At 71.9% G+C, this 26,357-nt stretch carries 24 protein-coding genes; 1 reads left to right on the top strand and 23 read right to left on the bottom strand.

From position 1 onward, the window contains the following. The first annotated feature begins 40 nt into the window (after positions 1-40). Positions 41-1,144: a DUF2637 domain-containing protein gene (locus O7605_RS16840; RefSeq protein WP_269740060.1), complete on the top strand. Its 1,104-nt coding sequence runs from the start codon at positions 41-43 to the stop codon at positions 1,142-1,144. A gap of 164 nt (positions 1,145-1,308) precedes the next feature. Here O7605_RS16840 and O7605_RS16835 read toward each other — a convergent pair whose 3' ends face one another. The 23 genes from O7605_RS16835 to O7605_RS16725 form a co-directional block, all read right to left on the bottom strand. Continuing rightward, positions 1,309-2,175 carry an HNH endonuclease gene (locus O7605_RS16835; protein ID WP_269740059.1) on the bottom strand — a complete coding sequence of 289 codons (867 nt, stop codon included), beginning with the start codon at positions 2,173-2,175 and terminating at the stop codon, positions 1,309-1,311. A 112-nt stretch (positions 2,176-2,287) separates the two neighbouring features. Beyond that, entirely contained in the window at positions 2,288-2,890 is a 603-nt protein-coding gene (locus O7605_RS16830; RefSeq protein WP_269740058.1) for a hypothetical protein, read from the bottom strand. Positions 2,891-3,183: 293 nt separating this feature from the next. Beyond that, the gene (locus O7605_RS16825; protein WP_269740057.1) at positions 3,184-4,821 is read right to left on the bottom strand and encodes a VWA domain-containing protein; all 1,638 of its coding nucleotides are present in this window, start codon (positions 4,819-4,821) and stop codon (positions 3,184-3,186) included. A 37-nt stretch (positions 4,822-4,858) separates the two neighbouring features. Next, positions 4,859-6,034, bottom strand: coding sequence for an AAA family ATPase (locus O7605_RS16820; protein WP_269740056.1), 1,176 nt, complete (start codon positions 6,032-6,034; stop codon positions 4,859-4,861). Positions 6,035-6,385: 351 nt separating this feature from the next. Continuing rightward, a complete protein-coding gene (locus tag O7605_RS16815; RefSeq protein WP_269740055.1) occupies positions 6,386-6,877 on the bottom strand; it encodes a hypothetical protein in 492 nt (163 codons plus the stop codon). A gap of 103 nt (positions 6,878-6,980) precedes the next feature. Beyond that, complete coding sequence (locus O7605_RS16810; RefSeq protein WP_269740054.1) at positions 6,981-8,078, bottom strand: DUF4314 domain-containing protein; 1,098 nt, start codon at positions 8,076-8,078, stop codon at positions 6,981-6,983. A 77-nt stretch (positions 8,079-8,155) separates the two neighbouring features. Beyond that, a complete protein-coding gene (locus O7605_RS16805) occupies positions 8,156-8,824 on the bottom strand; it encodes a hypothetical protein (protein ID WP_269740053.1) in 669 nt (222 codons plus the stop codon). Positions 8,825-8,924: 100 nt separating this feature from the next. Continuing rightward, on the bottom strand, positions 8,925-10,007 hold the full coding sequence (locus tag O7605_RS16800; protein ID WP_269740052.1) for a M23 family metallopeptidase: 1,083 nt from the start codon (positions 10,005-10,007) through the stop codon (positions 8,925-8,927). 110 nt (positions 10,008-10,117) lie between these two features. After that, complete coding sequence (locus tag O7605_RS16795) at positions 10,118-11,155, bottom strand: hypothetical protein (protein WP_269740051.1); 1,038 nt, start codon at positions 11,153-11,155, stop codon at positions 10,118-10,120. Positions 11,156-11,177: 22 nt separating this feature from the next. Continuing rightward, positions 11,178-11,615 (bottom strand): hypothetical protein, encoded by a 438-nt coding sequence (locus O7605_RS16790; protein ID WP_269740050.1) that lies wholly within the window; start codon positions 11,613-11,615, stop codon positions 11,178-11,180. 195 nt (positions 11,616-11,810) lie between these two features. Further along, the gene (locus O7605_RS16785; RefSeq protein WP_269740049.1) at positions 11,811-12,257 is read right to left on the bottom strand and encodes a hypothetical protein; all 447 of its coding nucleotides are present in this window, start codon (positions 12,255-12,257) and stop codon (positions 11,811-11,813) included. Between the two features lie 139 nt (positions 12,258-12,396). After that, entirely contained in the window at positions 12,397-13,044 is a 648-nt protein-coding gene (locus O7605_RS16780; RefSeq protein WP_269740048.1) for a GGDEF domain-containing protein, read from the bottom strand. Positions 13,045-13,138: 94 nt separating this feature from the next. Continuing rightward, positions 13,139-14,134: a MarR family winged helix-turn-helix transcriptional regulator gene (locus O7605_RS16775; RefSeq protein ID WP_269740047.1), complete on the bottom strand. Its 996-nt coding sequence runs from the start codon at positions 14,132-14,134 to the stop codon at positions 13,139-13,141. A gap of 176 nt (positions 14,135-14,310) precedes the next feature. Then, a complete protein-coding gene (locus O7605_RS16770; protein WP_269740046.1) occupies positions 14,311-14,661 on the bottom strand; it encodes a histone-like nucleoid-structuring protein Lsr2 in 351 nt (116 codons plus the stop codon). Between the two features lie 31 nt (positions 14,662-14,692). Next, entirely contained in the window at positions 14,693-15,829 is a 1,137-nt protein-coding gene (locus tag O7605_RS16765; RefSeq protein ID WP_269740045.1) for an FAD-dependent monooxygenase, read from the bottom strand. A gap of 388 nt (positions 15,830-16,217) precedes the next feature. Next, complete coding sequence (locus O7605_RS16760; RefSeq protein ID WP_269740044.1) at positions 16,218-16,406, bottom strand: hypothetical protein; 189 nt, start codon at positions 16,404-16,406, stop codon at positions 16,218-16,220. Then, positions 16,403-17,248 carry a hypothetical protein gene (locus O7605_RS16755; RefSeq protein WP_269740043.1) on the bottom strand — a complete coding sequence of 282 codons (846 nt, stop codon included), beginning with the start codon at positions 17,246-17,248 and terminating at the stop codon, positions 16,403-16,405. Before O7605_RS16755 ends, O7605_RS16760 begins: the two co-directional genes overlap by 4 nt. A 436-nt stretch (positions 17,249-17,684) precedes the next feature. Continuing rightward, positions 17,685-18,497: a hypothetical protein gene (locus O7605_RS16750; protein WP_269740042.1), complete on the bottom strand. Its 813-nt coding sequence runs from the start codon at positions 18,495-18,497 to the stop codon at positions 17,685-17,687. Positions 18,498-18,964: 467 nt separating this feature from the next. Continuing rightward, the gene (locus O7605_RS16745; RefSeq protein WP_269742658.1) at positions 18,965-19,849 is read right to left on the bottom strand and encodes a replication-relaxation family protein; all 885 of its coding nucleotides are present in this window, start codon (positions 19,847-19,849) and stop codon (positions 18,965-18,967) included. Positions 19,850-20,149: 300 nt separating this feature from the next. Further along, positions 20,150-22,666 (bottom strand): helicase HerA domain-containing protein, encoded by a 2,517-nt coding sequence (locus tag O7605_RS16740; RefSeq protein ID WP_269740041.1) that lies wholly within the window; start codon positions 22,664-22,666, stop codon positions 20,150-20,152. Further along, positions 22,663-24,483, bottom strand: coding sequence for a VirB4 family type IV secretion system protein (locus O7605_RS16735; RefSeq protein ID WP_269742657.1), 1,821 nt, complete (start codon positions 24,481-24,483; stop codon positions 22,663-22,665). Before O7605_RS16735 ends, O7605_RS16740 begins: the two co-directional genes overlap by 4 nt. Beyond that, positions 24,483-25,445: a PrgI family protein gene (locus O7605_RS16730; protein WP_269740040.1), complete on the bottom strand. Its 963-nt coding sequence runs from the start codon at positions 25,443-25,445 to the stop codon at positions 24,483-24,485. The genes O7605_RS16735 and O7605_RS16730 overlap by 1 nt, the downstream gene beginning before the upstream one ends. Further along, positions 25,442-26,356 carry a conjugal transfer protein TrbL family protein gene (locus O7605_RS16725; RefSeq protein WP_269740039.1) on the bottom strand — a complete coding sequence of 305 codons (915 nt, stop codon included), beginning with the start codon at positions 26,354-26,356 and terminating at the stop codon, positions 25,442-25,444. Before O7605_RS16725 ends, O7605_RS16730 begins: the two co-directional genes overlap by 4 nt. Between the last annotated feature and the right edge of the window lies 1 nt (position 26,357).

The raw sequence follows: 26,357 nt of genomic DNA, 5'->3' as shown, positions 1-26,357 counted from the left end.
GGTTGTCGACCTCCGCCAACTGACCCGCCTGCGGTGGGCCGTGCGGGCCGTGCTCGCCCTCGGCGTCGCCGCGTCGATCGCGGCGAACGTCCTACACGCCCGGCCGAACCTCATCAGCCAGGTCATCGCCGCGTGGCCGCCGCTGGCACTCCTGCTGACCGTCGAACTCATCTCCCGCGTACCCGCGGACCGCCGCGGCCTGGCCGCCGCGCGGCTGATCGCCGCCGCCGTCATCGCCGTCATCGCCGCCTGGGTGAGTTACTGGCACATGGTCGGCGTCGCCGCCCGATACGGCGAAACTGGCGCCGCCGCCTCCTACCTGCTGCCCATCTCCGTCGACGGATTGGTCGTCGTGGCCAGCATCAGCCTGGTCGAGATCGCGGGACGGATCCGCACCCCGTCCGTCAGTCGGGGCGACGGCCAGCAACCCGCCACCATGCCAGCGGAAACGCCGATCCCAACGGCCGAGCCCTCGAACCTGGAGGCAGCGGTCCCCGCATCAGGACCGATCCGTGCAACGCAGCTTGCCCAAGACCACTACGTATCGCCGTCGCCACGATCGGAGGCTGCGATCTCTGGCGACGAAGGCGATTATCCGGCGGCAACGGACGTCCCCGCGCACGCACTGGCCGATGCGAGCGGCACCGACCGGGTGGTACCTGAACCCCCACTGGTTGCAGCGCGCGACCAAGAGGACGCTCACCTCGTCCGGCCCGGCGATGGAGCCCCGGCGCCCAAAGAGACGACGCCATTGCGGGAGATGGATCCCCCTCGCCCCAAGGCGGACCGACCTGAAACCAGCAGATCCCGCACCATCGGATCTTCAAACACGGCGCTCGGGAACTTCTCCGAGCGGAACGGGGTGGATCCTCTGGCCGACGCAGGGGACGCTGAACCGGGCACAATCGAGGACCAGGGTCATGATCTCGACCCGGACCACGGCAGAAGCAGCGCAGAGGTGCCGCCCGACACTGCCGGGGCAGTGGCCTACTGGTACCGCCAGGACCCGTCTCTGCACCCAGCCGACATCGCCACCAGAATTGGACGGTCCGAGCGCACCGTCCGCCGATACTGGCCACCCGTGCCGCGAACCGCGAACGGACGCGACATCAGCCGTGCCACCGAGGAGATCGGAGCCTCGTGACCGCCTCCGCGCGGCGGCGTTAAGCAGTAGCCTATCGGCGAACCGGCGCAAGTGCAGAGCAAGGTACGGCTCGAAGTTGCAGATGAGCCAGGAGGCCCCACCCTCCGAAGACCCGCCCTCGTGCGATTGCTCCAAGCCTTCGCTCTGCGGGGCTTCTGCCCCCACTATGTCCACCCAACGCGCGGATTCCAATCGTGGATCTCGGCATATACGTCGCTCGGCGCGCCGACAGCGTCGCGATTCCAGTTGAGTTCGACCCATAGGCTGCCAGAGGCGTCGCCGTCGCCTTGTCGATCAACAAGACCGTCACCCCACTGGTTGTTTTGAACAACGATGGCAGAGAAAGTGACATCGAACGTTCCTTGCGCCACCACACTCACGGCACCCGTCCCCTCAAAGTCGAAGTTCGTAATTTCGAGATCGAGGAAATGGATGCTTGCTGGACTGACGTCATCGGAGTCATCTTGCGCGAGGCTGAATCGGACCTGATCGTCAATCCTGGACACGAGGGTGTCCACTAGGTGTTCGACAGCTTCGGACATCGGCGTTAGGCACAGTTCTTCGATTATGGTCACAGCTGTACGGCCCCGGCTGTTCAGCAGCAGGTGGGTCTCGCCATACTCGCCCTGGACGACCGCGGTTGTGCGGTAGTCCGCCATGGCTGGGTCGATCTGGGCAACAGCCTGCACGATCGCGGGGCCGTGTTGGGCGAAGGCGGCTGCCGCTGCCGGATCGTTTGGGTCTGCGCTTCGAACCGTTAACATGCTCTTGGCCATCTTGTTCGCAGTGAAGAAGTTGCGCACCAGCCGGTCGATATCAGGCTCAAACTTCAGCGCCCGCCGTAGTCTGCCGAGCACCTTAGGGTGCTCCAGGAAGTCCCCGTTGCTCTTGTCTCGATTGCAGGGCCTGCAGGCCGGGGCGAGGTTGCGCGGGCGTTGCAAGTCGAAGTCGGAGTCGACAGTGCCGATATCCTTCAATTCTTGCAGGCGTGCGGCGCTGATGGATTCCGGAATGATGTGGTCGATCTGCACCTCGTGCCGCGTCTTGTCTTCTCCGCACCAATAACATACATAACCCCACCGCTCGTGCAGAACGGTGAGTATGACGGAATCTTCTTTTCCTCCGTAACGAACCGGCCTCGTACTAGGGGTCGTTGTTCCATGGCTGTCCCGCCGCCTTCCGGCCGGCGCCTTGCTCATGAGCTACCTTGCCATGTCCGGAGATCTGCCATCGTCCGATGATGGCAGACATCGAGCGCCGAAGCTCACGCTCGCGCTGCCGGCCCCGATGGCCCGCAGCCTCGGCCGCAGGTGGCCCCACAGCACGCTCCTGGCGACGCGAGTCGCGCGATCGCCCAGCAGAGCAGGGGGCAGTGCTTGGCTGGCCGTACTGCGCTGCCAAACGACGAAACGCCCCGCGTTCTCGCTCCGTGGTGCTGTTGAGCGCGAGCGTGGCCGCGTGGGAGTGGGCTGCTTCGGCGCCGCTGGTGGGGCCGTGGGCGCCGAGGTCGCCGCTGGTGTGGACCGCGAGCAGCGTGTGCGGGTCGCGGATCTCCAGGGAGTCGAGGACGGCGAGGGTGACCGTGTCTCCGGTGCGCATGTCGCGCAGGGTGAGCAGGACCGGCCGTCCGTCCGGGTCCCGGTTACAGGTGATGGCGTCGAAGTGTTCGCTGGTGACGTCGCGTAGGCGCCGCCAGGCGCGGTTGTCGGTGTCGAAGGGGTGTTCGTCGTCGGTGCCGTAACGCATGAGGAACTCCTTGATGGGCAGCGTCGTACCGCGTCCGGACGCCGGGGGGCGGTCGGGGCGCGATGCATGCACGCTTCGATGGCGCGCGATGGTCAAGTCGCGGGGCAGCAGCGAGGCCGTTCGGCATCGGCCCTCCGCGAAATGCGAGTGGGCCGCCTGTGGCAGCCCCGCATTCCAGGCCCTGGTATGTCGTGGATCCCGGCGTGCGGCGCTGCGCGGGCGGCAGCCGGCGCAGCGCCGCGGCGCGGAGTGGGACTGGTTGGCCGCCGGATCGGGGCCCGCTCTATCGGGATTCAGGCCTGGGCGAGTGCGGTGACGGCGGCGTCGGCGATCGCCGCGATGGCCTCGGTCGGGTCGGTTACGGTCAGGGTGGTGGCGTGGGTGAAGGTGTGCCCCCAGATTTGGTCCGGGTCGGTCGGTTCGCCGTCGGTCGGCGGTTCGGCGGGGTGTAGCCACAGCACGGCGCAGCCGGCGCGGTGCAGGGTGGTGACGAGTTGTTGGCCGGCGGGGATGTCGTCGAGGTAGCCGTCGGAGACGACGGCGAGCATCCGCAGGGTGCGGCCGTGGCGCAGGCCGAGGAGTTGGTCGGCGACCTTGACCGCTTCCGGGAAGGTGGCGGTGGCGAGGCCGGTGCGCATGTGCAGCACCTGGCGGGGGTAGGTGCGTGGGGGCACCAGGACGGTGGTGCGGTCGCCGAACCCGATGGTGGTGGTCGTCGCCTCGGCGCGGCGTGCCGCGTTGGCGAAGATCCACGCTGCGGAGGACATCGCCTCGGTGTAGCGGCTCATCGACCCGGACAGGTCGACCAGGATCGCCAGGTGCAGGCGCGGTTTCTCCGGAGGCAGCTGCGCCCGTTGCTGCCACGGGGCAGCGGTCGGCATCTGCCCGGCGGCGGTCTGTGCTTCGGCGGTGATGGCCTGCCTGGTCCGCAGCCGACCGGGTGGGATCGCCGAGGGGCGCCGGCCGGGTTCGGGATGACGGGTGCGGGCCTGCCGCAGCCGGTTGGCGAGGTCGCGGGCCGCGCGGTGCTCCTGCTCGGTCGGGTCGGTGCGGTCCCACTGGGCTGGTGGGCTGTGCCGGTGGGCCAGCAGCGCCGCGGCGTACTCGGCCGGGGTGACACCAGCGGCGACGGCGAGGTAGTCGACAAGGGCTGCGGCGAGGCGGCCGGGGAATAGGCCGGCGTCCGGCACGGGCGTGTCGTACTGCTGGTCGGGGTCGATGCCGAGGACCTGACACCACCGCCGGGCCAGGCAGATCATGGTGTCAGCATCGGCGTCGTCGCAGCCGTGGGCCTCCCGCCAGATGTCCCGCAGTTGCCGCAGGCGCTTGCGTCCGAGAACGCCGGTGACGGCGGCGCGGACGGGGCGGACGTCCTTGCTGGTGACGATACGGGCGTCGACACGGGCCAGGAGCAGGGCGGCGAGCTGTCCGGCGTGCCACGCGTCGTCGACGGCCGCGTCGTCGGGGTGCAGGAGGGTTGTCACGACGTGGCGCAGCCAACGGCGGTCGCCCCGGCGGCGGGCGCGTTGGCGTCCTTCGGCCCGGGATTCCTCCAGCATGTCGGCGACAGCGGCGAGGATCGGCGGGGTGCCGGGCGGGGTGGCCCAGCGGCTGTGCGCGGCGTGCGCGGCGCCGTGCACGAGCAGCCCGTAGCCGGTGGGCACGAGGCGCTTGTGCCGGGCCTTGGCCGGGTCGGTGACGTCGGGGCGCTCGGCGATGTAGGTGGCGTCGACCTCGATCCGGTTGAGATCGGGGTAGAAACACTCGGGCGCGTCCCCGGCGGCGCCAGGGGCGACGAGGACAGTGAGGTCGGTACGGCCGGTCAGCAGCGGGACGTGCTGGGTCCACGCGCTGGACCAGTCATGCCAGTCGCTGGCGCCGGCCGGCGTCGGCGGTGCGCCCTGCTGTAGGTGGGTGCTGGGGTGTGACACGGCTTGGCTCCTTCCAGAAATCTGAGGTGGACGGCGGTTAGCGCTTGCCGAGGGCGAGCGCGGTGATGGGCGTGCCGGTGTGTCGGGACAGGGCGGCGGTGACGTCGTCGCGGGCGTCCTCGGGGGCGATGCCGGCCAGGTTCGCCAGGGCGGCGGTCATGCCAAGGTGGTCGCGGACTTTGACGAAGCCGAGCAGTTCGCGCAGTTGCGGCGCCCACACGGTCTTGCCTGAGGCGAGGTCGGCGTTGAGGTCGATCGCCGCGGCAACGACCGGCTTGGGGACGCCGAGTTGGCGGGCGAGATCCCAGTCGGTGGTGACGTGCAGGTGGACGGTGAACCGGGAGGCCAGGGCCTCGGTGAGGACTGCGCCGTGCACGCCCGGGTTGTGGCCGGCGACGATGTAGAACCCGTCGACGGCTTCCACGGTCTCGTTGCCGTGGGCGGGGATGGTGATAACCCCGCGGCCGTCCATGGCCGGGTACAGCACGGCCAGAACGCGGGGCGGAATGAGGGTGGCGTCGTCGACCAACAGCACCCGCCCCTGGCGCATCGCGGTGACCAGCGGCCCGTGGACGAACTCGTAGCCGCCACCAGGCAGAGGGTTGTACGAGCCGAGGAAGTCATCGACGACGGTGTCGCCGGTACCGGCGACGGTCAGCAGGTCCGGAAACGCCGCCTCGACCATGGCGGTCTTCCCGGTACCGGGCGGCCCGTACAGCAGCACGGGCACCTGCTGGGTACGTAGCCGCCGCAGTTCCTCGACGTCCCAGCCCCGCCCGAGCCGACGCGGGTGATACAGCGTCCCGTTCGGTCGCGGTACCGGCGCGGGCCGGGCCTGCCGGCCACCACCAGCACTGCCGCTGGAGCGGATGCGGGGTGCGGCGGGTGGGAGGGTGCCGGCGGCGTCGATGCCGGCCTGGGTGATCTGGAAGCGGTGGTGCGGGTCGCGGTGGTGGGTGGCGTGCCCGGCGGCGGCCATCTTCTTCAGCGCCTCGAACACCGCCCCGGACGACGGTGCGCCGATGGCCCGGGTGATCTCGCCGACCTTGAGGATGGTGTCGGGGTGGTCGGCCAGGTGCAGGGCGACCTTGCGGTAGAGGTAGCCGGACCGGCCGGAGCCCGCCTCGGTGGCGGGAGTGCCGGCGCCGCTGGCCGAGGCCTGGTCGTTCTGCGGTGAACCGGCCGGCGGGGCCGGCGGGTGTGGTGTGGTCATGGGGTTGCCTCGATTCCAAGGGTCGGGCCCGCGCACCCGTCTCCGGGTGCGCGGGCGGTGGGTACCGCACAGCGGAGACGGGTGGGGCCAACCCCTGCCGGCCCGCATCGGGCCGGGCAGGTGGGCGACCACACCCCGGTGGTGCTGAAGGGTTACGGCGACACGTCGGGTCGCCGCTGGTGCGTGCTGGTCGGTGTCGAGGCCGCGCGGGCGGTGTCGGCGCCGACGATGGAACCCCCGCCAGCCCAATTGATCAAGTCGAATGGGTGCGCGGGTGCGGGATCGCGGGAGCGCCGGCTGACTACGCGTGCAACGTGAGGGCCGACAGCGATGCTGGCGGCGCGGCCGTGGTCAGTCGGCGCAGCCCCGTTCGCAGCCCTGCGGGTCGCACTGCTGTCCCTCGGCCATCCGGGCCAGGGCCAGCCTGTCGTCGCCGTCGAGGTCGTCGAGGTCGTCGAGGAACGGCCAGCCGAACCCGTCGGCGAACGCCTTGACCTTGGGCGCCCCGTACATCGGGTAGCCGGCGTGGTCCACCGCCGCCACGATGTCGTCGCGGTCGAGGAGCCAGGCGAGTTCGCTGAGCTTGTCCACCGACCGGCTCGCCGAGTTGCCGCGGTGGTCGAGGATCTTCCCGACGGCGAATCGCAGGTAGTCCCGGGCGTAGGTCTCGTGGTCGACCCGCTGGGTCCACTCGCCTGGGTGTCGGGGGGCGATGACCTGGCGGGCGTGGTCGAGGTCGAGTGCCTCCACGAGCACCTCCTCGCGGAAGCCGAAGATGTCCTCGCGGTCGGCCGGCAGAGCCCAGATTCGGGTGACGATCTCCTCCTGGGTACGGACGGTCACTGGGTTTCCTTCCTGTTGGTCTTACCTGTCTTGGGGGTGTGTCGGATGCCGCCGCCGAATCCGGCTCAGCCTCGGCAGACGCGGCATGGTTGGGGGTGTCGGCCTATGCCTGGTCGGGGTCGGGCAGGTCGCCGACGATCCGGTCGCAGGCGTACGGGTCGACGGCCTCCCAGCACCAGCTGCGGCCCATCACCACGTACCGGCCGTCGCCGTCGGGGGTGATGCGTTCGATGGCTTCCGGGTCGTCGGACAGGGCGCGCTGGTCGGCGACGATGACGTCGCCGTCGAAGGACAGGTCGGCCAGCGCTTCGTCGACCCGCCGGTCCAGTTCACCCTCCGGCACGCCCTCGTCCCGAAGGCTCTGCCGGTGCTGGTCGCGGTGGCGCTGCTGGTCGGCGACGATCGCCTCCGCCACAGGGCGGGTGCAGGAGAACACCGCCCACCCGTTCCAGTAGTCGATCAGAGTGCCGACGAAACCGACCTCGATCCGGTCGTCGCCGTCGGGGCCGGTGGTGCGCGCCCAGTCGCCGGAGAACACGCAGACGTCGCCGATACGGACCCGGTCGGGGTGCAGGTGGGACACGTCGCGGCCTGTGGGGCTGGCCGCGAGGTGACACAGTTCGGCGACGCGGTCGGTGGCGGCGGTGTCGTAGGCGTCGCGGTAGATGGCCATTGCCTCGTCGCGCTGCTGGATGCGCAGCCCGAACCAGCCTGTGGTGTCGCCGGTGGCGTCGGCGAACAGCTCCCACCCGGCGATGTCGACCGACTCTCCGGCCGAGGAGAAGTGGGGCAGGGCGTCGAGGACGGCGGGATCGCCGTCGTCGATGCCGGTCAGGATTCGGCGCGCGGCCAGGCGGGTGTCGCCGCCGACGCGGGCGCCGATGGTGTCCTGCGCCCACCACTCGGCGGCGGTGCGTCCGGCCTCGGTGCCGGCGGCGCGCATCTGCTGCAGCGCGGCGGCCCATCCGGTGGACTCGCCGACCAGGCCACCAATGCCGTACGGGGTGGTGGTGGCCGGTGCGATGCGGTCGCCGGCGTCGAGGCACATCGACAGTGTCGAGCCGTTGTCCCAGGTGACCTCGACGATGTTGTGCCGCTGGTCGTGGCGGCGGACGGTGCCGGTGTCTCCGGGGCGCAGCAGGGTGTACGGGTCGCTGGTCTGGACCAGGGCGATGCGCTGGCCGGTCTCGTAGCTGGTCATGGTGGCCTCCGATCGGTCGTCGGGGTCGGTGCAAGGGCGGCCGTCATCGGCGGCCGGCGCGGGCATGTGGTCGGTGTTCACTTGGCGCTGCCCGTCGCGTCACCGGTGGCGGGCTGCTGCGGTGGCCAGAGCTTGCGGGTGACGTGGTCGCCGAACATCGGGTCGGTGGCGACCGAGGAGCCGCAGCGGGTGCAACTGGTGGCGGTGTCGTAGCCGTAGCCGGCCATGGACGGCACCTCGACGTGGTCGATCTCGTCGACCGCGCCGCAGACGGTGCACACCGTCATCTCCGGGCCGTCGTCGTCGGCGGGTTCGGTGACGAACAGGTCCTCGACCGGGTCGAGGTGGTGGGCGCTGTGCCGCAGCCAGCGGGCGTGGACCGTCGCCTCGTACACCACCAGTCGCCGCTGGTCGAGGTGCAGCAGATACAGCCACTCGACGAACCCGTCGAGGTGCTCCCGTAGCGAGCCCTGCCGGATCGTGTCGTCCTCGGTGACGATCGGGTAGCCCAGCCCGGGCACGGGCGGCTGCCGGTCCCAGCGCCGGGGCTTGGGGTTGATGGCAAGGGACCACCAGTTGCGGGCCAGCAGCGCGGCGGCCATGGCGTCGGTGTCGCGGCCGAACGTGTCGGTCCAGATCCGGCGCAGCAGCGGCGCCAGAACCTCCGGATCCTCGCCGAACTGGATCAGGCGGGCGGTGTACCTGCCGCGGAACGCGGCAAGGCCGATCAGCGTGGGTGTGCTCACGTGCCTTTCCTCCTCAGGGATGTGTGGGTGGGGGTTGCGGCGGCCGTCCCGGGCGGGACGGCCGCCGAGCTTGGGTGCCATGGATCCGCCGGCCTCGCCTCTAGGGCCTCGTGCCGAGCGGGGCGTTCTGAGCCGCCATGAAGGGCACCGGGTCGATCGCGCCGTTCGGGCTGGCATCGCCGTTGTGGTGCACCTCGTAGTGCAGGTGCGGGCCGGAGCTGTGGCCGGTGGAGCCGACGACGCCGATAGGCTGGCCAGGGGCGACCGGCTGCCCAACCGTCACCATCGGCGGCTGGTCCATGTGGCAGTAGCGGGTCAGCAGCCCACCTGCATGGTCGATGTCGACGTACCAGCCGCAGCCGCGCGTGAGAACGGGGTCGCCGTCGCGGTCGCAGCCCCATTCAGCGCCGGTGTCGGCGTGGACGGCGTTGCAGCGGACGGTGCGGACGGTCCCGGCGGACGCCGCGCGGATCACGGTGCCGCGCGGGGCGCTCAGGTCGACGCCGTCGTGGCCCGGCCGGTCACCGGTACGGAACCCTGATCCGACAGAGGCGAGGACCGGCTGCGTCCACGGGCCGGTGGCCCCGCACCCGGCCAGGCCGTCGGTGGGGAGGCCGGCGGTGTCGGTGATCGCGGTGACCAGTTTGGTGGCCGGTCCCTCCCACTTCGCGTAGGCGTCGGGGAAGGCGCTGACCTGCACGGCCTGGGCGGCCTCGGTGAGCGGCATCGCCTGCCAGCCGTCGACGGCCTGCAGCCTCTGGTAGAACTTCGTCGCCGCGTACTGGGGATCGTGCAACTGTTCGGGGGTGCCCCAGCCTTGGGAGGGTCGCTGTTGGAACAGGCCGACCGAGTCGCGGTCCCCACCCGGGGTGTTGATCAGGGAGGATTCCTGCATCGCGGTGGCCACGGCGATGACCCAGCCCCGGGGCGGGATGCCGAGGCGCATGCCGACGGCGGTGATGGTGGCGGCGTTGCCCACCTGCTCGGCGTTCCAGTCACCGATCGGAGCGATCCCGTCCGGAGCGGGGCTGAGCGCCGCCGACGACGCGGTGGCCGTGACGCTGACGGGCATACCGCAGGCACCGGCGCCGCCGCTGAAGAGCAGGGTGGTGGCCAGCCCGGAGCACAGCAGCAGGACGCCGGCGACCACGATGGCGATACAGGACAGCACGCGGACGGTCATGACTGGCACTCCTTCAAGGCAGGGCGGGCAGCGGGCGGGTGAGGCGCGGAGACGGCGAAGGCCGCGCGGGCCTGGAGAGGCGTCGCGCGGCCTTCGGGCGGGTGCGGGAATCAGCGGGTGAGGACGGCGACTTTCTCGCCGTGCAGCAGGGGTGCCCCGTCGGGGCCTTTGATGTGGGCGTTGATCCAGATGCGGTACGGGTGGCCGTCGCGGTCGATCAGGCGTCGCCAGTGGCCGCGGACGACGAACCGCACCCGGTAGTGCCACTTGGGTTCCCCGCCGGTCGGTTCGGCGAGGGGGCTGGTGCGGCGCAGCATGACCACGCAGGTGTCGTGGCGGATGTTGGCGCGCACGGCGCGGCGGCGGGCGGCGCGGTCCAGGGGGGCGGCGGCGACCGTGGCCAGTGGTTGGGCCTGGATTCGCCAGAAGGCGTAGGCGACGGCGGCGCAGGCGCGCATCGGGGTGGTGGTCTCGTCGATGCAGAACCTGCCGTCGGGTGCCGGTTCCCAGTCGCGGTCGTCCCCGTCGAGGACCGGCAGATCGGGGCGGGAATCGACGGGCTGACCGATGGGGATCTCGGTGAAGTCGGTCAGCACGTAGGGGCCGAACTGGCGGGCGAGGTCGGGCCGGTCAGCGAGTTGCGCACGATGGCGGACGGCCGCCGGGTCGTGCGGGTCGTAGTGGTCGGCCCAGCCGGCGATGGCCCAGAAGGACCGGCCGCTGCTGGTGTTGGTGGTGCGGGCCCAGGTGATCGCCCCGATCGAGGACACCTCGCCGCTGAGGCTGCGGTGGTAGACCGGTTCGGGGAGGAACAGCACCCCGCCGTCGTCGGGGGCGATGTCGGCGGGGAGCACCTCGCCGGTCAGGTCGAGAGCCGCCGCGGCGGCAGCGATGATCGCGGTCATCGCGGGGGCGATGACGTACGGCTCGCCGAGTCGCCACGGGTTGGCGGTCATGGCGCGGACCGCGGTGAGGACCTTCGCCATGCCCGCTGGGCTGGGACTGGGGTGGTTGGCGAGGCGGCTGTCGAAGAACGCCTGCAGGTACTGCGCCGCGAGCGGGCTGCGGTGGTAGTCGACCATGCGGGTGCGCAGGTCGACGGCGGTGCGGGCGTAGCCGGCGAGTGTGTCGTTCGGTAGGAAGTTCACTGGTTGCCTCCAGGGTGCGTACTCAGGCGGCCAACGCCGCCACGGGTGGACGCCGGTAGACGCGGGATTCAGGCGGCACCGCGTCCGGCACGGGCGCGGGCCGCGTCAGGGGTGCCGGCGGGCGGGCGGGGGTGAACCAGCCGGTGAAGCGACGCGGCGCGGCGGGAACGGGGGCGCGTCCCCGTACGACCCCGACCGGGCGCGGCGGGGGCGCCGGGGCGAGGGTGGTGGGTGCGCTGCGGGCTTGTTGTTCGGCGCGGAGAGCGGTGCGCAGCGCCCAGCAGGGGCCGTCCTGCCCACGGCACTGCAGGTTCGTGCAGGCGCCGTCGGGTCCGAGTTGGTGGGCGGCGGCGACGTCGACCGCGAGGGCCCACAGGAGCCGGTCAGTGACGTCGTCCGGGACGGCGGTGCGGTCGCTGGGGCGCCGGCTGCGGCCCTTGGGATGTGCGGGGTGTGCCATGGCGGGTGGCCCTTCGGTCGGCGGATCGCGGGCATGCGCGGTCGCCGCCCGACTCGCGTCGGAGCCCTCGGGAATGCTGGTGTCCGGACGACGGACGACGACCAGCGCTGATCGACGCTCATCTCTCGATGAAGGTCAAGTCGTGTCGGGCGGGCAGGACCTTGCCCGCCCGACACGGCGGCGAGGGTTCGCAGCTCAGGTAGCTTGTTCGGGGTCGAGGCGTACGCGGGTGGGGTCGACGGTGGTGAGCAGGTGGCGGGAGACGCCGCGCCAGTAGCGGCCGTTGTTGCCGCCGAGCGGGACGAGGGAGACGCGGCCGGTCCCGGTGTCGCGCAGCACCACGTACAGCTCGCCGTGAGGCTGCTTCCAGCCCGCGCCGGTGACGGTGACGAGGGCGCCCGGATGCAGCGGCGCCTCGTGGAACATGGCCCGCTCGCCGCCGGTGGTGGTGTCCGCCGAGGAGGCGGGCCGCAGGTAGGTGGGGTTGACCTTTACGGCTCGGCCGCCGTTGACGGGTTCGACGACGACGTTGACCGGCAGTAGCCGGGTGACGCGGTAGGTGACGCCCCGGGTGCTGGCGCGGGCCACCGCTGGGTCGATGATCACCCGATCGCCGACGGCGTAGGTGTGAGGGCTGCTCATGGCGGATGCACTCCTTAATGGGTTCTCGGCGACCGTCGCCGAGGACGGGGGAAGCAGGGCTGGCGGATGGAAGCGGGGCACGGTGAGGACCTCGCGCCCGTTGACGGGCGCGAGGTCCTCTAGGTGTGTCCGTGAGCGGTCAACGGCGGCGCAGGTCCCGCAGGCGGGTACCCGGCGGCGGTCCGGTGTGGCCGGTGGTGGCGATGGCGCCGTGGACCCCGGCTCCGGTTTGTTTGGCCTGGTACATGGCGATGTCGGCCTGGTGCAGCAGGGTGCGCGGGCCGACGCCGAGGGCTGCGCTGGTGTGCCCGACGCTGGCGCGCACGGCCAGCGCGTGCTCGCCGAGGTCGACGGGGTGACGGCCGACCGCCCGCCAAGCGGCGCGGGCGGCGGCGGCGACGTCGTCGGGGCCGCCGTCGACCAGCAGGGCGAACTCGTCGCCCGACAACCGCGCGGCGAGCCGCACCGGTCCTCGCAGGGCGGCCAGCCGCCGGCCAACCTCGGTGAGGACGTCGTTGCCGGCCTCGTGGCCGAAGGTGTCGTTGACGGCTTTGAAGCCGTCGAGGTCGAGCAGGACGAGCCCGAACGGGGCATCTGCGCGTGTGGCGCTGGTGAGGGCGGCGAGCAGTGCCCGCCGGTTGGGCAAACCGGTGGTGTCGTCGTGGTCGGCGGCGTAGCGGGCGCGGCTCAGCGCCTGCTGCAGGCGCCACAGCAGCGCTCCGGCGAGGGCGAGACCGGCGAGGATTCCACCGGCGGCGGTGACGATTGAGGTCAGGATGGGAGACACTTCGAGAGCTCCTTGTCGCATAAGGAGCACCGGGGGCGGGCGTGGTTCCGGGAAGTTCGACGCCCGCCTCCGGGCTACCGGCTGACGGGGTCGTTCAGGCGGTGGGGTCGGCGAGAGCGAACGTGGCGGGTTTCTCGGCGGCCAGCACTGCCCGCCCGGTCCCGACGAGCTTCACCGCAGCGTTGTGGACCGCGCCCGCGCTGGCCTTCTTCGCGCCGGTTCCCTCGTTGGCCCGGTCGACCAGCTTGCACAGTTCGCTGACCTTGTACTGCTGGCCGGGGTTGGCCTTGAGGATGTCGAGGATCGCGCCGCGCAGGGTGCCCGACGCCCGCCGCGCAGGGGCCTGTGCCGCCTCGCCCACCACCTCCGTGGCCGGCGGGGCGGGTGCTTCCACAGCGGGTTCGCCCGTAGTGCTGTCGGTGGCCGTGCCGGCAGGGGCACTGTCCGGTGTGGCTGGTCGGGCGTCCGCCTCGTCTGCGGCGGGCGTCGCTCCGGTGACCGGGTCGGTGTCGCCTGTCGTGACCGGCACCTCGGGTTCGGCAGTCGAGCGGTCGCTGTCGTCGCCGTGCTCGGTTTCGGTGTCCTCGGCTTCAGCGGCCTCGTCGGGTGCCGCCTCGACACCACCAGGAGCCGGCGATGGCGACTCCTGGATGGCGTCCGGCTGCCCGTCGGTGGGAACCTCGGCGGCTGGCTGCTGGTCGTGGTCCTGTCCGGCGGCCTCTTCGCTGTCCTGCGTGTCGTCGCCGCGCGGCCCGTGTTCGGCGGCGGTGCCGGGTGTGTCGGTGTCGCGGGTGGCGGGCTCCGGTGCGGGCTGGCCGTGATCGCCCTGTTCGGTATGCGCCCGGCCAGTGTCGGTCAGCCGCCACAGGCTGCGTCCGGTGTCGCTTCGGGTGGGCTCGGCCAGTCCCGCGGTTTCCAGGGCGCGCAGTTTCGGGGTGGTGGTCGAGTAGCCGAGGCCGGCTTCGGTGGCGATGGCGGCGGCGGTGGCCTCGCCGAGCCGGTGCAGCGCGGCGAGGACCTTCGCGACGCTGGGCGCCGGCTGCGCCGTTGCGGCCGTATCGGTGGTCGTGTTGGCTGGGGTGCTGGTCATAGGCCCGTGGCCCCTTTCTCCTGCCGTCGGCAGGGGTTGGTGAGTGAGGTGCGCGCACTGATGCACGCTTCGGATCGGGTATTGATCAAGTCGTCTGCCCGGAGTGCGGGACTGCGGCGACGCGCTCGGGTGCCGCCCGGTGGTCGCTCGCCGGGCGGCACGTTGGAGACCGGGGGTCAGTGCGCGGCGTGGTAGGCGTCGCGCACCGTGGCGGGGATGACGCCGCCGGTTCGTGGTCGGGGCAGGTTCAGCTCCTTCCAGTTCGCGGTCCACCACCAGGTGCGGATCTCCTGGCTCTGGGTGCGGCCGGTCGCGGTGCCGCGCTGCCGCCGTTGCGTCCTGGCCTGTTTCGGCAGGCGCCGTCCGGCGGTGATGAACGGGCCGAAGGCCGCGGCCATCCGGTCGAAGTTGCCGGCGGACAGGTCGATCTCGTAGGTGACGCCGTTGAAGGCGAACTGGTAGGTGCCGACGTCGTCGGTGGAGCCGTCGAGGTCGTCGACGACGATCGCGGTGGTCTTGGTGGCCACAGGGGGCCACCTCCTTTCTTCGAGAGGGGGTTTACTGGACGGTTTGGTCGGTGCCGAGGCCGAGCTGGTGGCCGATGACGGGCCCGCGGCGCACGGCGGCGACGGCGGCGGGCAGGTGCCGGCGTTGCCAGCCGTGCAGGGCGGCGGTGAGGTCGGCGGCGTACTTGCGGTGCTGGGTGAGAGCGGCGGCGAGGCCTGCGGCTTGTTCGATGCCGTTGTTGGCGCCGCGGGCGGTGTGGGGGCGCACGGGGGCGAGGGCGTCGCCGAGCAGGACGGCGTGGCCGCCGCCGACAGGCCAGACCATGCGCTCCGGTGCGGTGATGTCGAGGACTGGCACCGCCATGCGGGTGGTGGTGGCGTGGACGACGGCGGCGTGGTCTGCCGGGAGGAGCTGGTCGGCGTGGGTGTCGACGTGGGTGCGGGCGGCGGGGCTGACGTGTCGGGGTAGGGCGAAGACCCGGCGGGTGGGGTCGGCGCCGAACCGCTGCGCGTACTCGCTGCTGGTGCAGTTGAGGTAGAAGGTCCAGTCGCAGCCGCCGGGTACCGGGGCGAGGTTGAACTGCGCACCGGGGCAGGGCTGCAGCCGCAGGAAGTCCCGCAGCCCGGGCTGGGGGGTGATGTCGGCGATGCCGCGGTGGGCGACGTAGCCGGCGTACCGCAGGGTCCGATCAGGGTCGAGGAGGCGGCGGCCGGTGGAGGACCGGCCATCGGCGAACACGACCAGGTCGGCGGGTGCGGTCTGGCCGTCGCGGAACCGCAGCACCGGCTGGCCGGCCTGCTCGGCCAGGGCGGTGACCTTCATGCCGGAGTGCAGGACACCGGTGGGCAGCCGGCGGGTCAGTGCGTGGTGCAGCAGGGTCCAGGTGGTGTTGCGGCCCGGGTAGGTACGCCTGATCGTCTCGGCGGGGTGGCGGTCGCGGATGGTCAGCTGGACGATGGCCTCGGAGTCGTGGGCGACGAACTCGTGCTGGCCGATGTCGAGGCGGTCGAGCACGTCGAGGGCGGGGTGTTCCAGACCGATGAGGCCGCCGCCCAGGGGCGCGGACGCCGGCGCGGCCTCAAAGACGGTGACGTCGTCGAATCCGGCGTGCAGCAACAGCAGCGCGGTGACGGGGCCGGTGAGGCTGCCGCCGACGACGGCGATGCGGGGCCTGCTGGTGGATGTCATGGGGCGTTCCCTTCTGCGAAGTGGGAACCCGGGCACGGCCGTGCCCGGGTGTGCGCGAGTGCGCGGGTGGCCGGGCATCGGCCAGGTCGTGCCAGTGCGAAAGCGCGTCAGCGGCGGTGGGCCGTGGACGCGCTGAGCAGTCCGCCGTGGTGCGGCGGGCGGATGAGGTTCGGAAGATCCGGCGCCGGGGTGGGTCCGCTGGTGCGTGAGGTGCGACCGGGCGGGCAGTGCGGCGCGGGAGGGCGTGGACTTGGCGGGTTACCGGCCGGGCGTGGTGAACGGCGGCGGCACGGGAAGGATCCGCCGCGCCCGCTGCAGCACCTCGTCGGCGACCGGGATCAGCGGCGTCGCGTCAGGTGAGGTGGTCGGGGTGGTGCGGTGCCAGCCGCTACCGGGGCTGCTGGCGATGATCGTCCAGGTGACTAGCGGGGGTGAGGACCTCGGCGACCGCCGTGCGCTGCTTGGCGTAGCTGTCGCGGTAGACCCGGACCCGCAGGACGTACCCGTCGGTGTGGTGCACCCGGGTCAGCTCGTAGCTGCCGGGCCCGCCCTGGTGGAACACCTCGTCGACGATCACTGCGACCGGTCCTTCGGGTCGGCGGCGCGGGAGGTCGCCTCGGAGGCGACGAGGGTCCATGGCCACTGGTAGGCGCCGATGGCGTAGCAGCGGTTGGCGTCCGGGGTGACGCGGTCGTCCTCGACCCAGCGACTGTCCAGGCCGTCGTCGTTCTCCCACTCGACGGCGACCTCGTCGCCGTCGAACCGCAGCCGGGGGTGCTCCCCGGGCATGTCAGCTGGGTAGAGGGCGTCGAGGTGGGCGGCCATGCGCTGCACCGCGAACCGGGGGAAGCGGCACAGCACCCCGCTGCGGGTGAGGGTGGTGTAGCCGGTGGCGACCATGGCGCGGTAGGCGCCGCCGCCGACCACGTCGCAGGTGACGGTCGCCGGGGTCCAGGTGGACAGCGGCGGGGTGATGTCGCCGCGGTGGCGGGAGATGCGGTAGCGGTCGTTGGTGTCGTCGCGGGCCGGGTCCGGGTGCAGCCCGAACCAGTGCACCCCATGGTGGCGGGCGTGGCGGAGCAGGTCGAGCAGGTCCCGCCGGCCGTCGACATGGTCGGTGTGCAGGGGCAGGAATCCGTGCCCGTCGTCGGCGGGGGCCGGGTTGCCGGTGGCGCCGGTGGCGGTGTGGGTCCAGGTTTCGGCGAGGGCCCGGTGGTCGGTGCCGTCGGCGTCGTACCAGCGGGGGACGCCGTTGGAGGACAACCAGTCACCGTCGGCGTCGTGGGACCAGATGAGGGCGGCCTGGTCCGGGACACCGGCCCGGTACTGATGCCGGGTCCTCAGATACGCACGGGTGGCGGCGGCATGTTCAGCGAGGGGCAGGACCTCGTCGACGCGGAACCACAGTCGGTCGGACATGGCGAAGGAACCTCCTGATGGGGGAAGAGGGAAAGGTCGGCCGTTCGCCGGCCGGGCTTGCGGGGCGCCCCAGCCCGGGGCGCCGGGCCGTGCGCGGGCGGCAGAGTGCTCACACCCGCCGCGGAGACGTACGGCGTCGGACCCGGAAATCCGGATCGAGCGCGAGTGCCAGGTGGAGCTGAGGTTCGGGTGGCGGTGTCGGCGAGTACCCCGACAGGCGGTGACCTGCCATGGCGGTCTCGCCGCGCTGGCCGGGTTAGGGGTGTGCGTCGCAGGCCGGCGGGGCTCATGGGTCCGGCTGGTAGAGCTCGCCGTCTGCTGCCTGGGCCGGCGCGGTGCGGTTGGGAAGGGGTGGGAGCCGGTCGGGCCGCCGCCGATCCCCAGTGAAGAGGGGGATGGGTGGCGGTGCCCGACCGGTTCCGGATCCGGTGGTGCCTTACAGAGCGACGGCGAGCAGCCGCTGGTCGGTCTCGACGGTGTCGAGGTACCGCATCGCTTGCTCGAGGTAGGTCACCCGGTGGGTGAGGGCGTCGCTCGCGGGTGCGAGCTTGTGTCCGTCCGGGGTGAGCAGGGCGTCGCCGCACACGGCGGTGGTGGCGCTGTAGTGCTGGTAGGCCATCGGGCCTGCCTGGAACATCTCCAGCTCCCCCACGGCGAGGTGGGCGGCGCCGTAGCTGGCCGCGTTGTGCATCCGCATCGCGTTGACGCGGGCCTGGTTGTGGAAGTCCGTCTCGGCCCGCTCGCGCGGGTAGCGGGCGGGGTCCGCCAGGTGGCGGGCCAGCAGGGTCGGCCACGGGGTGGCCGGCCGGGTGCCGTGCACGACCTGCTGCCACAGTTGGTGGCGGATGCCGGCGCCGACGCCGGCGGCGTGGCGCATGGCGGCGAGGTCGAGCAGCTTGACCGGTCCGCCGGCGCAGTACACCGGACGTCCCTTGCGAGGCGCGACCAGGTCACGCCGCTGCCACAGCCACATGTCCGGGATGGCCCAGAAACGGGGCTGCAGGGTGCCGGACACGCCGAAGTGCCGGTCGAGCTGGGTGGCGGTCAGGGCCTGCGACGGCAGTCCGTCGGGCAGGCAGACGATCATGGTATTGATCGTCGCGGTCGGCGTGACCATCGGGCTGGTGGGCGCCGTAGTGCTGGCGGCGGTGGCCGCGGGGGCGGGCTTGCGGCCCGGGCGGGGCGTCACCGTCGGCACGCGGGTGCCGTAGCGGCTCAGCGGAGTCGCGGCACCGTTGGTTGCGGTCATCTGGGGTTCCCCCTTCGGTAGGGCGCGTTGTTGGGCGCGCGGAAGCGGCCGGCCCACCGGGTACATGGGTCGACTCACGGACGAACAGCGGATGGGTGCAGCAGAGTCGCTGCTGGTGGAGCGGGATGGTGCGGGTGGTGCGGTGCGACCTGGGGGTCGCCGCGCGGCGCGGGCGCCGACCGGCCGAGAAGGCGGGTGGGCGGAGCGCACCGTGGGGTGCGGCGGTGGTTCCCGAGGTGGGACCGGACCGGGTGGAGCGATATATGGGTGAAGGTGGTGCCGATGAAGGTAACGGCCGGATCTGTCAGCGCCGACCGCCGTCAAGATCGTCAGAAGTGCGGTTGACCTGCACTGCCAGACGACCGCTCGATTAAGCGGGTGAGGAACGGTGAGGCTGTGAGATCCGGTCGGTCTCACAGTCGCCCACGACGGTGGACGACCCCCTGCGCGTGCGGTGAAGGTGAGCGTCAGGGCTCCGGGTCGGCGGGGCCGCTGAGGTCGGTGTCGGGAAAGCGGTGCGGGTTGGTAGCCGGGTTGTCCGGGCCGTGGTCGGAGGGCAGTTCGTGCAGCCAGCGGCGCGGGCCCGGGTCGGTGGTCAGCGTCCAGGCAGGTCCGGCGGGGTGCTCGCTGTGCAGGCCGGTGGCGACGGGCATGGCGGTGGGCACTCCGGCGAGGGCGTCGAGGAGGTGCTGCTCGCGTCGGCGGCCGGGGACACGCAGCAGCACCGGGTACCGCGGCCCGTAGCGGGCGAGCTGCTCGTACGCGCGCAGCTTGCGCAGCACGGTGCCGAGGGGTTCGGTGCCGTTGTCGTGTTCGAGGAAGAACCCGACAGCGCGCCCACCGGCGTGCCAGATGCCGTGCCCGTCGGGCTGGACACCGGCCCCGCTGCCGGCTGCGTACGAGGCGGCGGCGTAGGCGGCGGTGGTGTGCTGTTCGGACCACCACCGCGCCAGCCGGGCGTGCCCGTCGGTGCGGGCATAGCCGAGCAGGTCAATGAACAGCTGGTTGGTGCCGAGCAGGTGGGCCAAGCGGCGGCTGCCGATGATGCGTTCAGTCCGTTCGATGCTGGTCCGCGGCGCTCGGGCACCGGCCTGGTTCGGGTCGTTGAACTGGGTCGGGTGGACCACGGCACCGAGCGGGCCGAGGGTGTAGAGATGCTGGCCGCTGCCGGTGGTGACGTCCACGAACCGGCTGACCGCCTCCAGCTGGTGCAACTGGGCGAGGCGGAGCCGGGCAGAGCGACGGGACGGGAACAGCGCCGCCGTGATCTGGTCGGTGGACAGCACGTAGTGCTCGGCGAGCAGCCGCAGAAGTTGATGATCGCGGGTGGTGAGTCGACGGAGCCGGTCCAGACGAGCGAGACGAGAAAACGAGCGGGAACCGGACGAGGACCGGGAGACGGAGTTGTTGGTGGACACGGTGGATGCTCCAAGCGGAAGAGGAGTTCCCTCCGAGGGGAGGGTGTCTGAGTTCGGTGAGGTGGTCACCGGAGGCTGGTGACCGCCGGTGAGCGGCACTGACAGACCCGGAGAGCCGGATCTGTCGGCGCGGTGTGGTGATCGGTGGTGAAGGGCTGGTGAAGCCCTCACGGAAGGGGCGACCGAAACGCGGTCGACCGGTCTGTCGATCTCGCTTCAGCCGCCCTGCGGAGTTCAGGCGTTCGCCTTCGGACCGCTCTTGCCCCGGGCCCGGCGGTTGTCGTCGGGTCGGGCCGAGAACCGGTCGACGAGGTCGTCGATCGCGCTGGTGTCCTGCGCCGGCACCGCCTCAGCGGCGGCCTGCCGGATCACCGTCGCCTCGCCCACGACCGGCTTCGGCGGTCGGGTCTTGAGGGTGAACGCCGGTGTCTGCCGCCCACCGACGACGAGGCGTCCGGCGGCGGTGTAGGCGTCCAGGTGGGTCAGGTCGTGCTCGTCGAGCTCGGGCAAGGTGTGCCTCGCGAGGACGCGGGCGTCCTCCGGGGCGACGGAGAAGTACAGCTTGTTGCGGGCGTTCGCCGACGCCGCCGCCAGGAGGTCCTTCGGGAACTGGGCCAGGTCCTGGTGCGCGAGGACCATCGACAGCCGATACTTCCGCGCCTCCGCCAACATCGAGTCCAGGCTGTTGGCCAGGGTGAGAAAGTTCTGACACTCGTCGATGATCAAGGTTGCGTCCCGGCGCCTGTCGGCCGGCACGGCGGCGCGGGCGGTGGCGGCCTGCCAGACCTGCGCCAGCACGAGCGAGCCGAGCAGCTTGCTGGTGTCCTCACCCAGCTGGCCTTTCGGAATTCTGACGAGGAGCGCCCCGCCGTCGAGCACCTTGCCCATGTCGAAACTCGACCGGGGGTAGCGCATGGTGCGCTTGACGAAGTCCCGTAGCAGGAACGCCCGCAGCCTCGCGAGGACGGGGCCGATGACCTGGGAGCGCAGAGCGGGGTTGAGGTCGTCGTACCACTGCCAGAACCCGGACAGGCCGGCCGGATCGTCCAGGCCAACGGTCATCGCCGACCGGAACTGCGCCGAGTTCAGCAGGGGCGGGATGTGCTGGAGGGTGACGTTGGCGTGCCGCAGCAGGGTCAGGCAGGCCACCCGCATGACGTCGTCCATCCGCGGCCCCCACGCCTTCGCGAAGATGTTCCCGAAGATGCTGACGAGGTTGTCGACGACCAGGTCCGGGTCGTCGCCGGACAGCGGGTTGAGGGTCGGCGGGTTGGGCTGGTCGGGGTCGAACAGCACCACCCTGCCCGCGACGCTCGCGGGAAGCCGGTCGAGGATGTCGAGGACCATGTCACCGTGCGGGTCGATGACCACGGTGCCCCGGCCGGCTTTGATGTCCTCGACGGCCATGTTGACCAGCAGGGTCGTCTTCCCGGAGCCCGTCGATCCGACCACATGCATGTGATACCTCGCATCGGCGACGGACAGGGCCACCGCGTGGCCACCGACTTCGGCGTCACCGAGGACCTTCATCCCGCGGCCGCCGGTCGGCACCGCCACCGGGGCGGGCATGGACTTCGCCCGCGCCCGATCCAGCCCCGGAACGGCCAGATCCCGCGGCAGCGCCGCGAGGACGGCCAGCTCGGGGGTGCAGGCCAGGAACCCCGCCCCGAGCCGCCGTGTGGCCAGCACGGCCACCGGTTGCGCCATCCGCGCCCGGTGGGCGAGCCGGTTGCGGCCGGCGTACACGGCGAACGACGAGGCGACCGCGTCCGCGACACCGCGCAGCCGGGCCTCCGGCCGGGACCCGGCGCGGTGGTTGTTCTTCGCGATGGCGTAGCGGATGCCGATGGTCCACAGCGGGTGGGCGGTCTTGTCGAGGATTGCCCGCACGTCGCGCTCCACGCCGGGGTCCCGGCGGCCGGCCGGCTGGCCGCCGCCGCTGCGGGTGGTTGTGGTGCGGCCGGACAGGAACCCATCGAGGACCCACAGCAGCGGCGCGGCGGGGTTGATGGCCGGTACGGCCGTCTTGCCGTCGCGTAGCCGGCCGGCGGCGCGGCGGGCCCGTGCGGCGCGGCGGGGGGTGGCGGGACGGGCGAGGACCTGCACGCAGGCGTACTCGTCCGGTTTGAGCTGCGACCCGGCCGACATGAGTGCTCGGAGCGGGTCGTTGTCGTGGTCGGTTTCGAAAGGCAGCCACTCGGCCGCGGTCGGCAGCAGGTGCCCGCCGACGGCGGCCGGCACGTCCAGTGGGATCGGCGGTGATGCCTGGTCGTCGGTGGTGCAGGCGGCGCCGGGCCAGGCGGCCCGGACGGCGGCCTCGACTGCCCCGTGCGGCACTGTGCCGGGTACCCAGATGCTGATGAGGAGCTGGCGGCCGGTCCAGGTGTACTGCCACACCACGTGCGGGCTGCCGTACCGCAGCCAGCGCCAGCGGGATGGGGTGAGGGTGCCGTGCAGGTTCGCCCACAGCGCGGCGGCGCTGTGCGGGTCGACCTCCGGCGGTGGGGCGACCGTGACGAGGCGGGCGCCGTCGGCGTGGCGGCGCTGCCGCCACCCGTCGACCAGGTTGCGCCCGGCGACGTAGGCGACGAGCAGGGCGGCGGCGACGCCGAGCAGCCACGGCCGGTCCACCGCCCACTCCGCGGCGTGCAGAACCCACCGAGTGGGCGCGCTCGGCGGGGCAATGACCCCGGCACCCGGCCCGGAAGGACTGGGCGCCGGCGTCGGCGACAGGGCATGCAGTGGTGTCACAGGTCCTCCTCTGCGCCGTCGGGGTCAAGGTCGGCCAGGTCGGACGGCTTCGTGGTCGCGAGAAGGTGTTCGGCCTGCGAGGAGATCGACTCGAACGCGGTCCGGTTCGTGCCGGAGATCAGCAGACCGTGCCCGACCCGGGCCGACAGCAGCATCCGCTGTTCCCCGGCGGTCAGCCCGAACGCGTCGGCGACTTGGTCGATGGCCTGCGGAGCCTGCTTCAGCAGCACCTGCGTGGCCGCGTTCGACACGACGGCCTGGCCGAGGTCGGTGCCGAGCACGTCGGCGACGTCCTGGGTGACGACCAATAGGCCCGCGTTGCGTTTGCGGCCGGCCTTGCTCATCTTGAACAGGAATCGGGCGCCTTCACCGTCGCGCATCAGCAGCCATGCCTCGTCCACCACGACCAGCCGCCGCGCCTGCGGCGAGGAGGTGGAGCGGTACTGCCGCGGCAGGTCGACCTGCCGCCAGATTTCATCCAGGGCGAGGAGCGTGCCGACGGTGCGCAGTTCGTCCGGCAGGTGCCGCAGGCTCCAGACGACCAGATGCCCGTCCGGGCGGGTCGTGGTCGGTGAGTCGAACAGGTCGGAGAACGAGCCGGCCACCCACGGTGCCAGCCGGGCGGCCAACTCGTGGGCGGCGGCGTTGTCGTCGGCCCGCAGTGTCGCGGCCAGATCCTTCAGCAACGGCGCGGGCCGGTGGTGGGTGGCCGGGTCGGCGGTGATTCCCGCCTGCCGATAGACGGCGAGGATCGCCCGGTCCAGGGCGGCGCGCTCGGCAGGCGGCGGCACATGCCCCAGCAGCACCGCGAGGAGGGTGTGCAGGAACAGCCCGCGGCGGGTGAGCACGTCCGGGCGGGTGTCCCCGATCGGCAGATCCAGGGGGTTGATCTTCACGCCGGGTGCGCCGAGTCGCACGATGGTGCCGCCGACCGCGTCGGCCAACCGGAGGTATTCGTCCTCGGGGTCGACGACGGCGACCTGGACCCCCTGATACAGGTTGCGGAGCACGTCGAGTTTGACGAAGTAGGACTTGCCGGCGCCGGAGCGGGCCAGGATCACGCTGTTGTGGTTCTCCTGCGCCCACCGGTCCCACCAGACGATGCCCTGGGAGTCCGGGTTGACCCCGTACAACACCCCGCCGGTGGTGGCCGGGTCGCCGGGCAGCGGCGCGGGCAGGTCCGCCGACGCGAGAGGGAACGCGGCGGCCAATGCCTGGGTGTCCATGGTCCTGCGCATCTGCAGGCTGTCGGTGGCAAGCGGCAGGGTGGTGGTCCAGCCGGGCAGGTGCCGCCACGTCGCGGGCTGCACCTCGATCAGGGTGGACGCGGCGGCGGCCTTCACCTGCGCACACGCCTCGAGGAGCTCGGCTTCGGTGCGGGCGTGCACGGTGAGGTAGAGGCCGACGCGGAACAGTTTCGCCGCCCCGCGGGCGAGGCGTTCGGCGAGGTCGGCGGCGTCGTCGGCGGCGGCCTCCACGTACGGGTCGGTCAGCTTTCCCTTCTGTTCGTCCGCCCGCCGGGACGACTCGAAACGGGCCCGCTGGTTGCGCAGCCGCGACGCCGCCACCGGCGCGGGGATCGGGTCGATGTGCAACGCGAGGTCCAGCCGGCCGGGCCAGGACAGCAGCGGCTCCAGCCACGCCGGCCCGACCTCAGCCGGGTAACCGGTCACCACCAGGGTGGCCGCATAGCCGTCCCCGACCCGCAGGAACCGCGGCGTCACCTCCACCGAGGCCGGAGCTACCGTCGCCGCGAGTCCTGCGGATGGCGGGCTGGTGCTGTCGTCGTTCGGGGTGCGTCGGCGCTTGACGGTGATCACGATGTCCTCCTGGTGCGTGGCCTCCTCGCCGGAGGCGCGGTGATGGTGGTGTCGGGGGCGGCGAGGCCGCCGGGGCGAGGCGGCCGGTAGGGGTCGGCCGCGGCGGCCAGGGCAGCGGTCGTCGCGTGGCCGTCCAAGGCGCGGGTGGTGACGCCCAGCCCGGACAGCGACCGGACCGTCTGGTCGGCGCGACGCCGGGCGGCGTGCTCGCCACGCTCGCCCGAGCTGGCCCGAGTGACGATGAGGACCTGCCGGCGCAGCGGATCCCGCCGCTGCGCGAGATCGTCGAGGAAACGGGCGTGGTCGGCCGCCGCGTCCGCGAGAGCCGGGTGCGGCATCCCGTCCGCCGCCCGGGCGACGGTGCGGGCGGCGGAGTGCAGGTCGACCGGCTGCGCCGACACCACGATCTGCGTCGGCGTCGACAGGCTGTTGAGCCACCGCCCGAAGGTGTCGACCAATGCGGCTTGCTCGTCGGCCGTGCGTAGCGCCAGGTTGACGCTGGTCGCCGCGACCATCGCCGCCCTCACCGCTCCGAGGCTGATCTCGCCGTGTTCGTCGATGGCGTCGGCGGGCAACTTCAGTGGCGCCGGCAGCATCACCTTCGACGCCGGGGCCTGCACCCAGTCGGGTGTCTTGGCGGTGGTGTCGGTGGCGGACAACGCGCGTGGTGCCCGGGAGTGGCGCACCGCGGAGGCCAGCCACACGTCCATGGGCAGTCCGTCACGGCGGCCGACAGCGAGGCCGAACACCAGGCCGCCGAGAACGACGGCCACGCCGAGCAGCACCGGTGCGGGCACGACGGTGTGCAGGGCCTTCCAGCCGCCGTAGAAGACGACGGCGGCCACTGCCAAGATCGCGAGTTGCCGGAACGTCAGCCCGTAGAGCACCTTGTCCGGCGCGTCCACGTCGGCGGGCATGCGGGCGGTGACGGCCTGTTCGTCGCGCCGGTCGCGGCTCATCGTCGCACCGCCCCAAGGCCCGGGATGCGCAGCCCGCGGGTGAGCTGCTGCACCACGACGACCCGTACGACCGCGCCGAGCACGTTGCCGCCACGCCCGCCTCCGCCGCTGGTGGCGTAGCGGCGCATCAGCCCCGGCACCTTGAGCGTGGTCCACAGCAGGACCATCACCACGAACAGGTTGAGCACCCCACCCGGTTCGACCGGCAGGCCCAGCAGCGGCAGCATGCTGCTGGTGTCCAGCAGCATCCACTGGCCGGCGAACAGTACGAACGCCTGCACCACCGGGATGGCCAGCATGGCGACGTACGACCGCCACCACATGCGGGCCACGCCGTCGGTCTGCGGCAGGGCGTGGCAGGCTAGGGCGATCGGCGCGACCGCGGTGAGCACCAGCGCGACCGCGAAGCGGACGATCACACTGCAGGCGGTGGCGGCGAGCAGGAAGACGATGATCGCCAGGCAGACGACGAACAGCAGACCGGCGGTCTGGTCACGCGCGGCCATCAGATGGGTCCTGACGGCGTTCAGCGCCCCGTCGCCGTTGAAGTCCTGCGCGGTCAGTGCGGCGGTGAACGCGTTGGCGTACTCGATGAGCGTGCCGGCGATCAGTTGGGAGAAGTGGGCGGTGACGAACCCGACGACGCACCGCGGCAACAGGTCCTTGGCGGTGTAGCGGGCGCGTTCGTCGCCGCCGGCGACCATGGTCAGGACACCGGCGGCGACGAACACCAGGACGAATACTGTGTCGACGACCCAGATCGACCGCCCGGTCAGCGCCTGCACCTGCGGCAGGCTGGTCACGTCCGGGGTGATCAGCAGCGCGTGGGTGATCGCGGTGATGAGCCCGTTCAGACAGTCCAGCAGCAGGCCGGCGAACCAGTCGAGGATCTGGTTGAGCGCCCAGGCCATC

This window comes from Verrucosispora sp. WMMA2121 (assembly GCF_027460185.1).
Classification (GTDB): domain Bacteria; phylum Actinomycetota; class Actinomycetes; order Mycobacteriales; family Micromonosporaceae; genus Micromonospora; species Micromonospora palythoicola.
This window is presented reverse-complemented; position numbering and strand designations above follow the sequence as displayed.

What these genes read in the sequence shown, in the direction of transcription:
- O7605_RS16785 (WP_269740049.1), bottom strand. Translation starts at nt 12,257, where the DNA reads ATGAGCAGCCCTCACACCTACGCCGTCGGCGATCGGGTGATCATCGAC.
- O7605_RS16765 (WP_269740045.1), bottom strand. Translation starts at nt 15,829, where the DNA reads ATGACATCCACCAGCAGGCCCCGCATCGCCGTCGTCGGCGGCAGCCTC.
- O7605_RS16830 (WP_269740058.1), bottom strand. Translation starts at nt 2,890, where the DNA reads ATGCGTTACGGCACCGACGACGAACACCCCTTCGACACCGACAACCGC.
- O7605_RS16755 (WP_269740043.1), bottom strand. Translation starts at nt 17,248, where the DNA reads ATGTCCGACCGACTGTGGTTCCGCGTCGACGAGGTCCTGCCCCTCGCT.
- O7605_RS16800 (WP_269740052.1), bottom strand. Translation starts at nt 10,007, where the DNA reads ATGACCGTCCGCGTGCTGTCCTGTATCGCCATCGTGGTCGCCGGCGTC.
- O7605_RS16775 (WP_269740047.1), bottom strand. Translation starts at nt 14,134, where the DNA reads ATGACCAGCACCCCAGCCAACACGACCACCGATACGGCCGCAACGGCG.
- O7605_RS16730 (WP_269740040.1), bottom strand. Translation starts at nt 25,445, where the DNA reads ATGAGCCGCGACCGGCGCGACGAACAGGCCGTCACCGCCCGCATGCCC.
- O7605_RS16790 (WP_269740050.1), bottom strand. Translation starts at nt 11,615, where the DNA reads ATGGCACACCCCGCACATCCCAAGGGCCGCAGCCGGCGCCCCAGCGAC.
- O7605_RS16750 (WP_269740042.1), bottom strand. Translation starts at nt 18,497, where the DNA reads ATGACCGCAACCAACGGTGCCGCGACTCCGCTGAGCCGCTACGGCACC.
- O7605_RS16810 (WP_269740054.1), bottom strand. Translation starts at nt 8,078, where the DNA reads ATGACCAGCTACGAGACCGGCCAGCGCATCGCCCTGGTCCAGACCAGC.
- O7605_RS16725 (WP_269740039.1), bottom strand. Translation starts at nt 26,356, where the DNA reads ATGGCCTGGGCGCTCAACCAGATCCTCGACTGGTTCGCCGGCCTGCTG.
- O7605_RS16820 (WP_269740056.1), bottom strand. Translation starts at nt 6,034, where the DNA reads ATGACCACACCACACCCGCCGGCCCCGCCGGCCGGTTCACCGCAGAAC.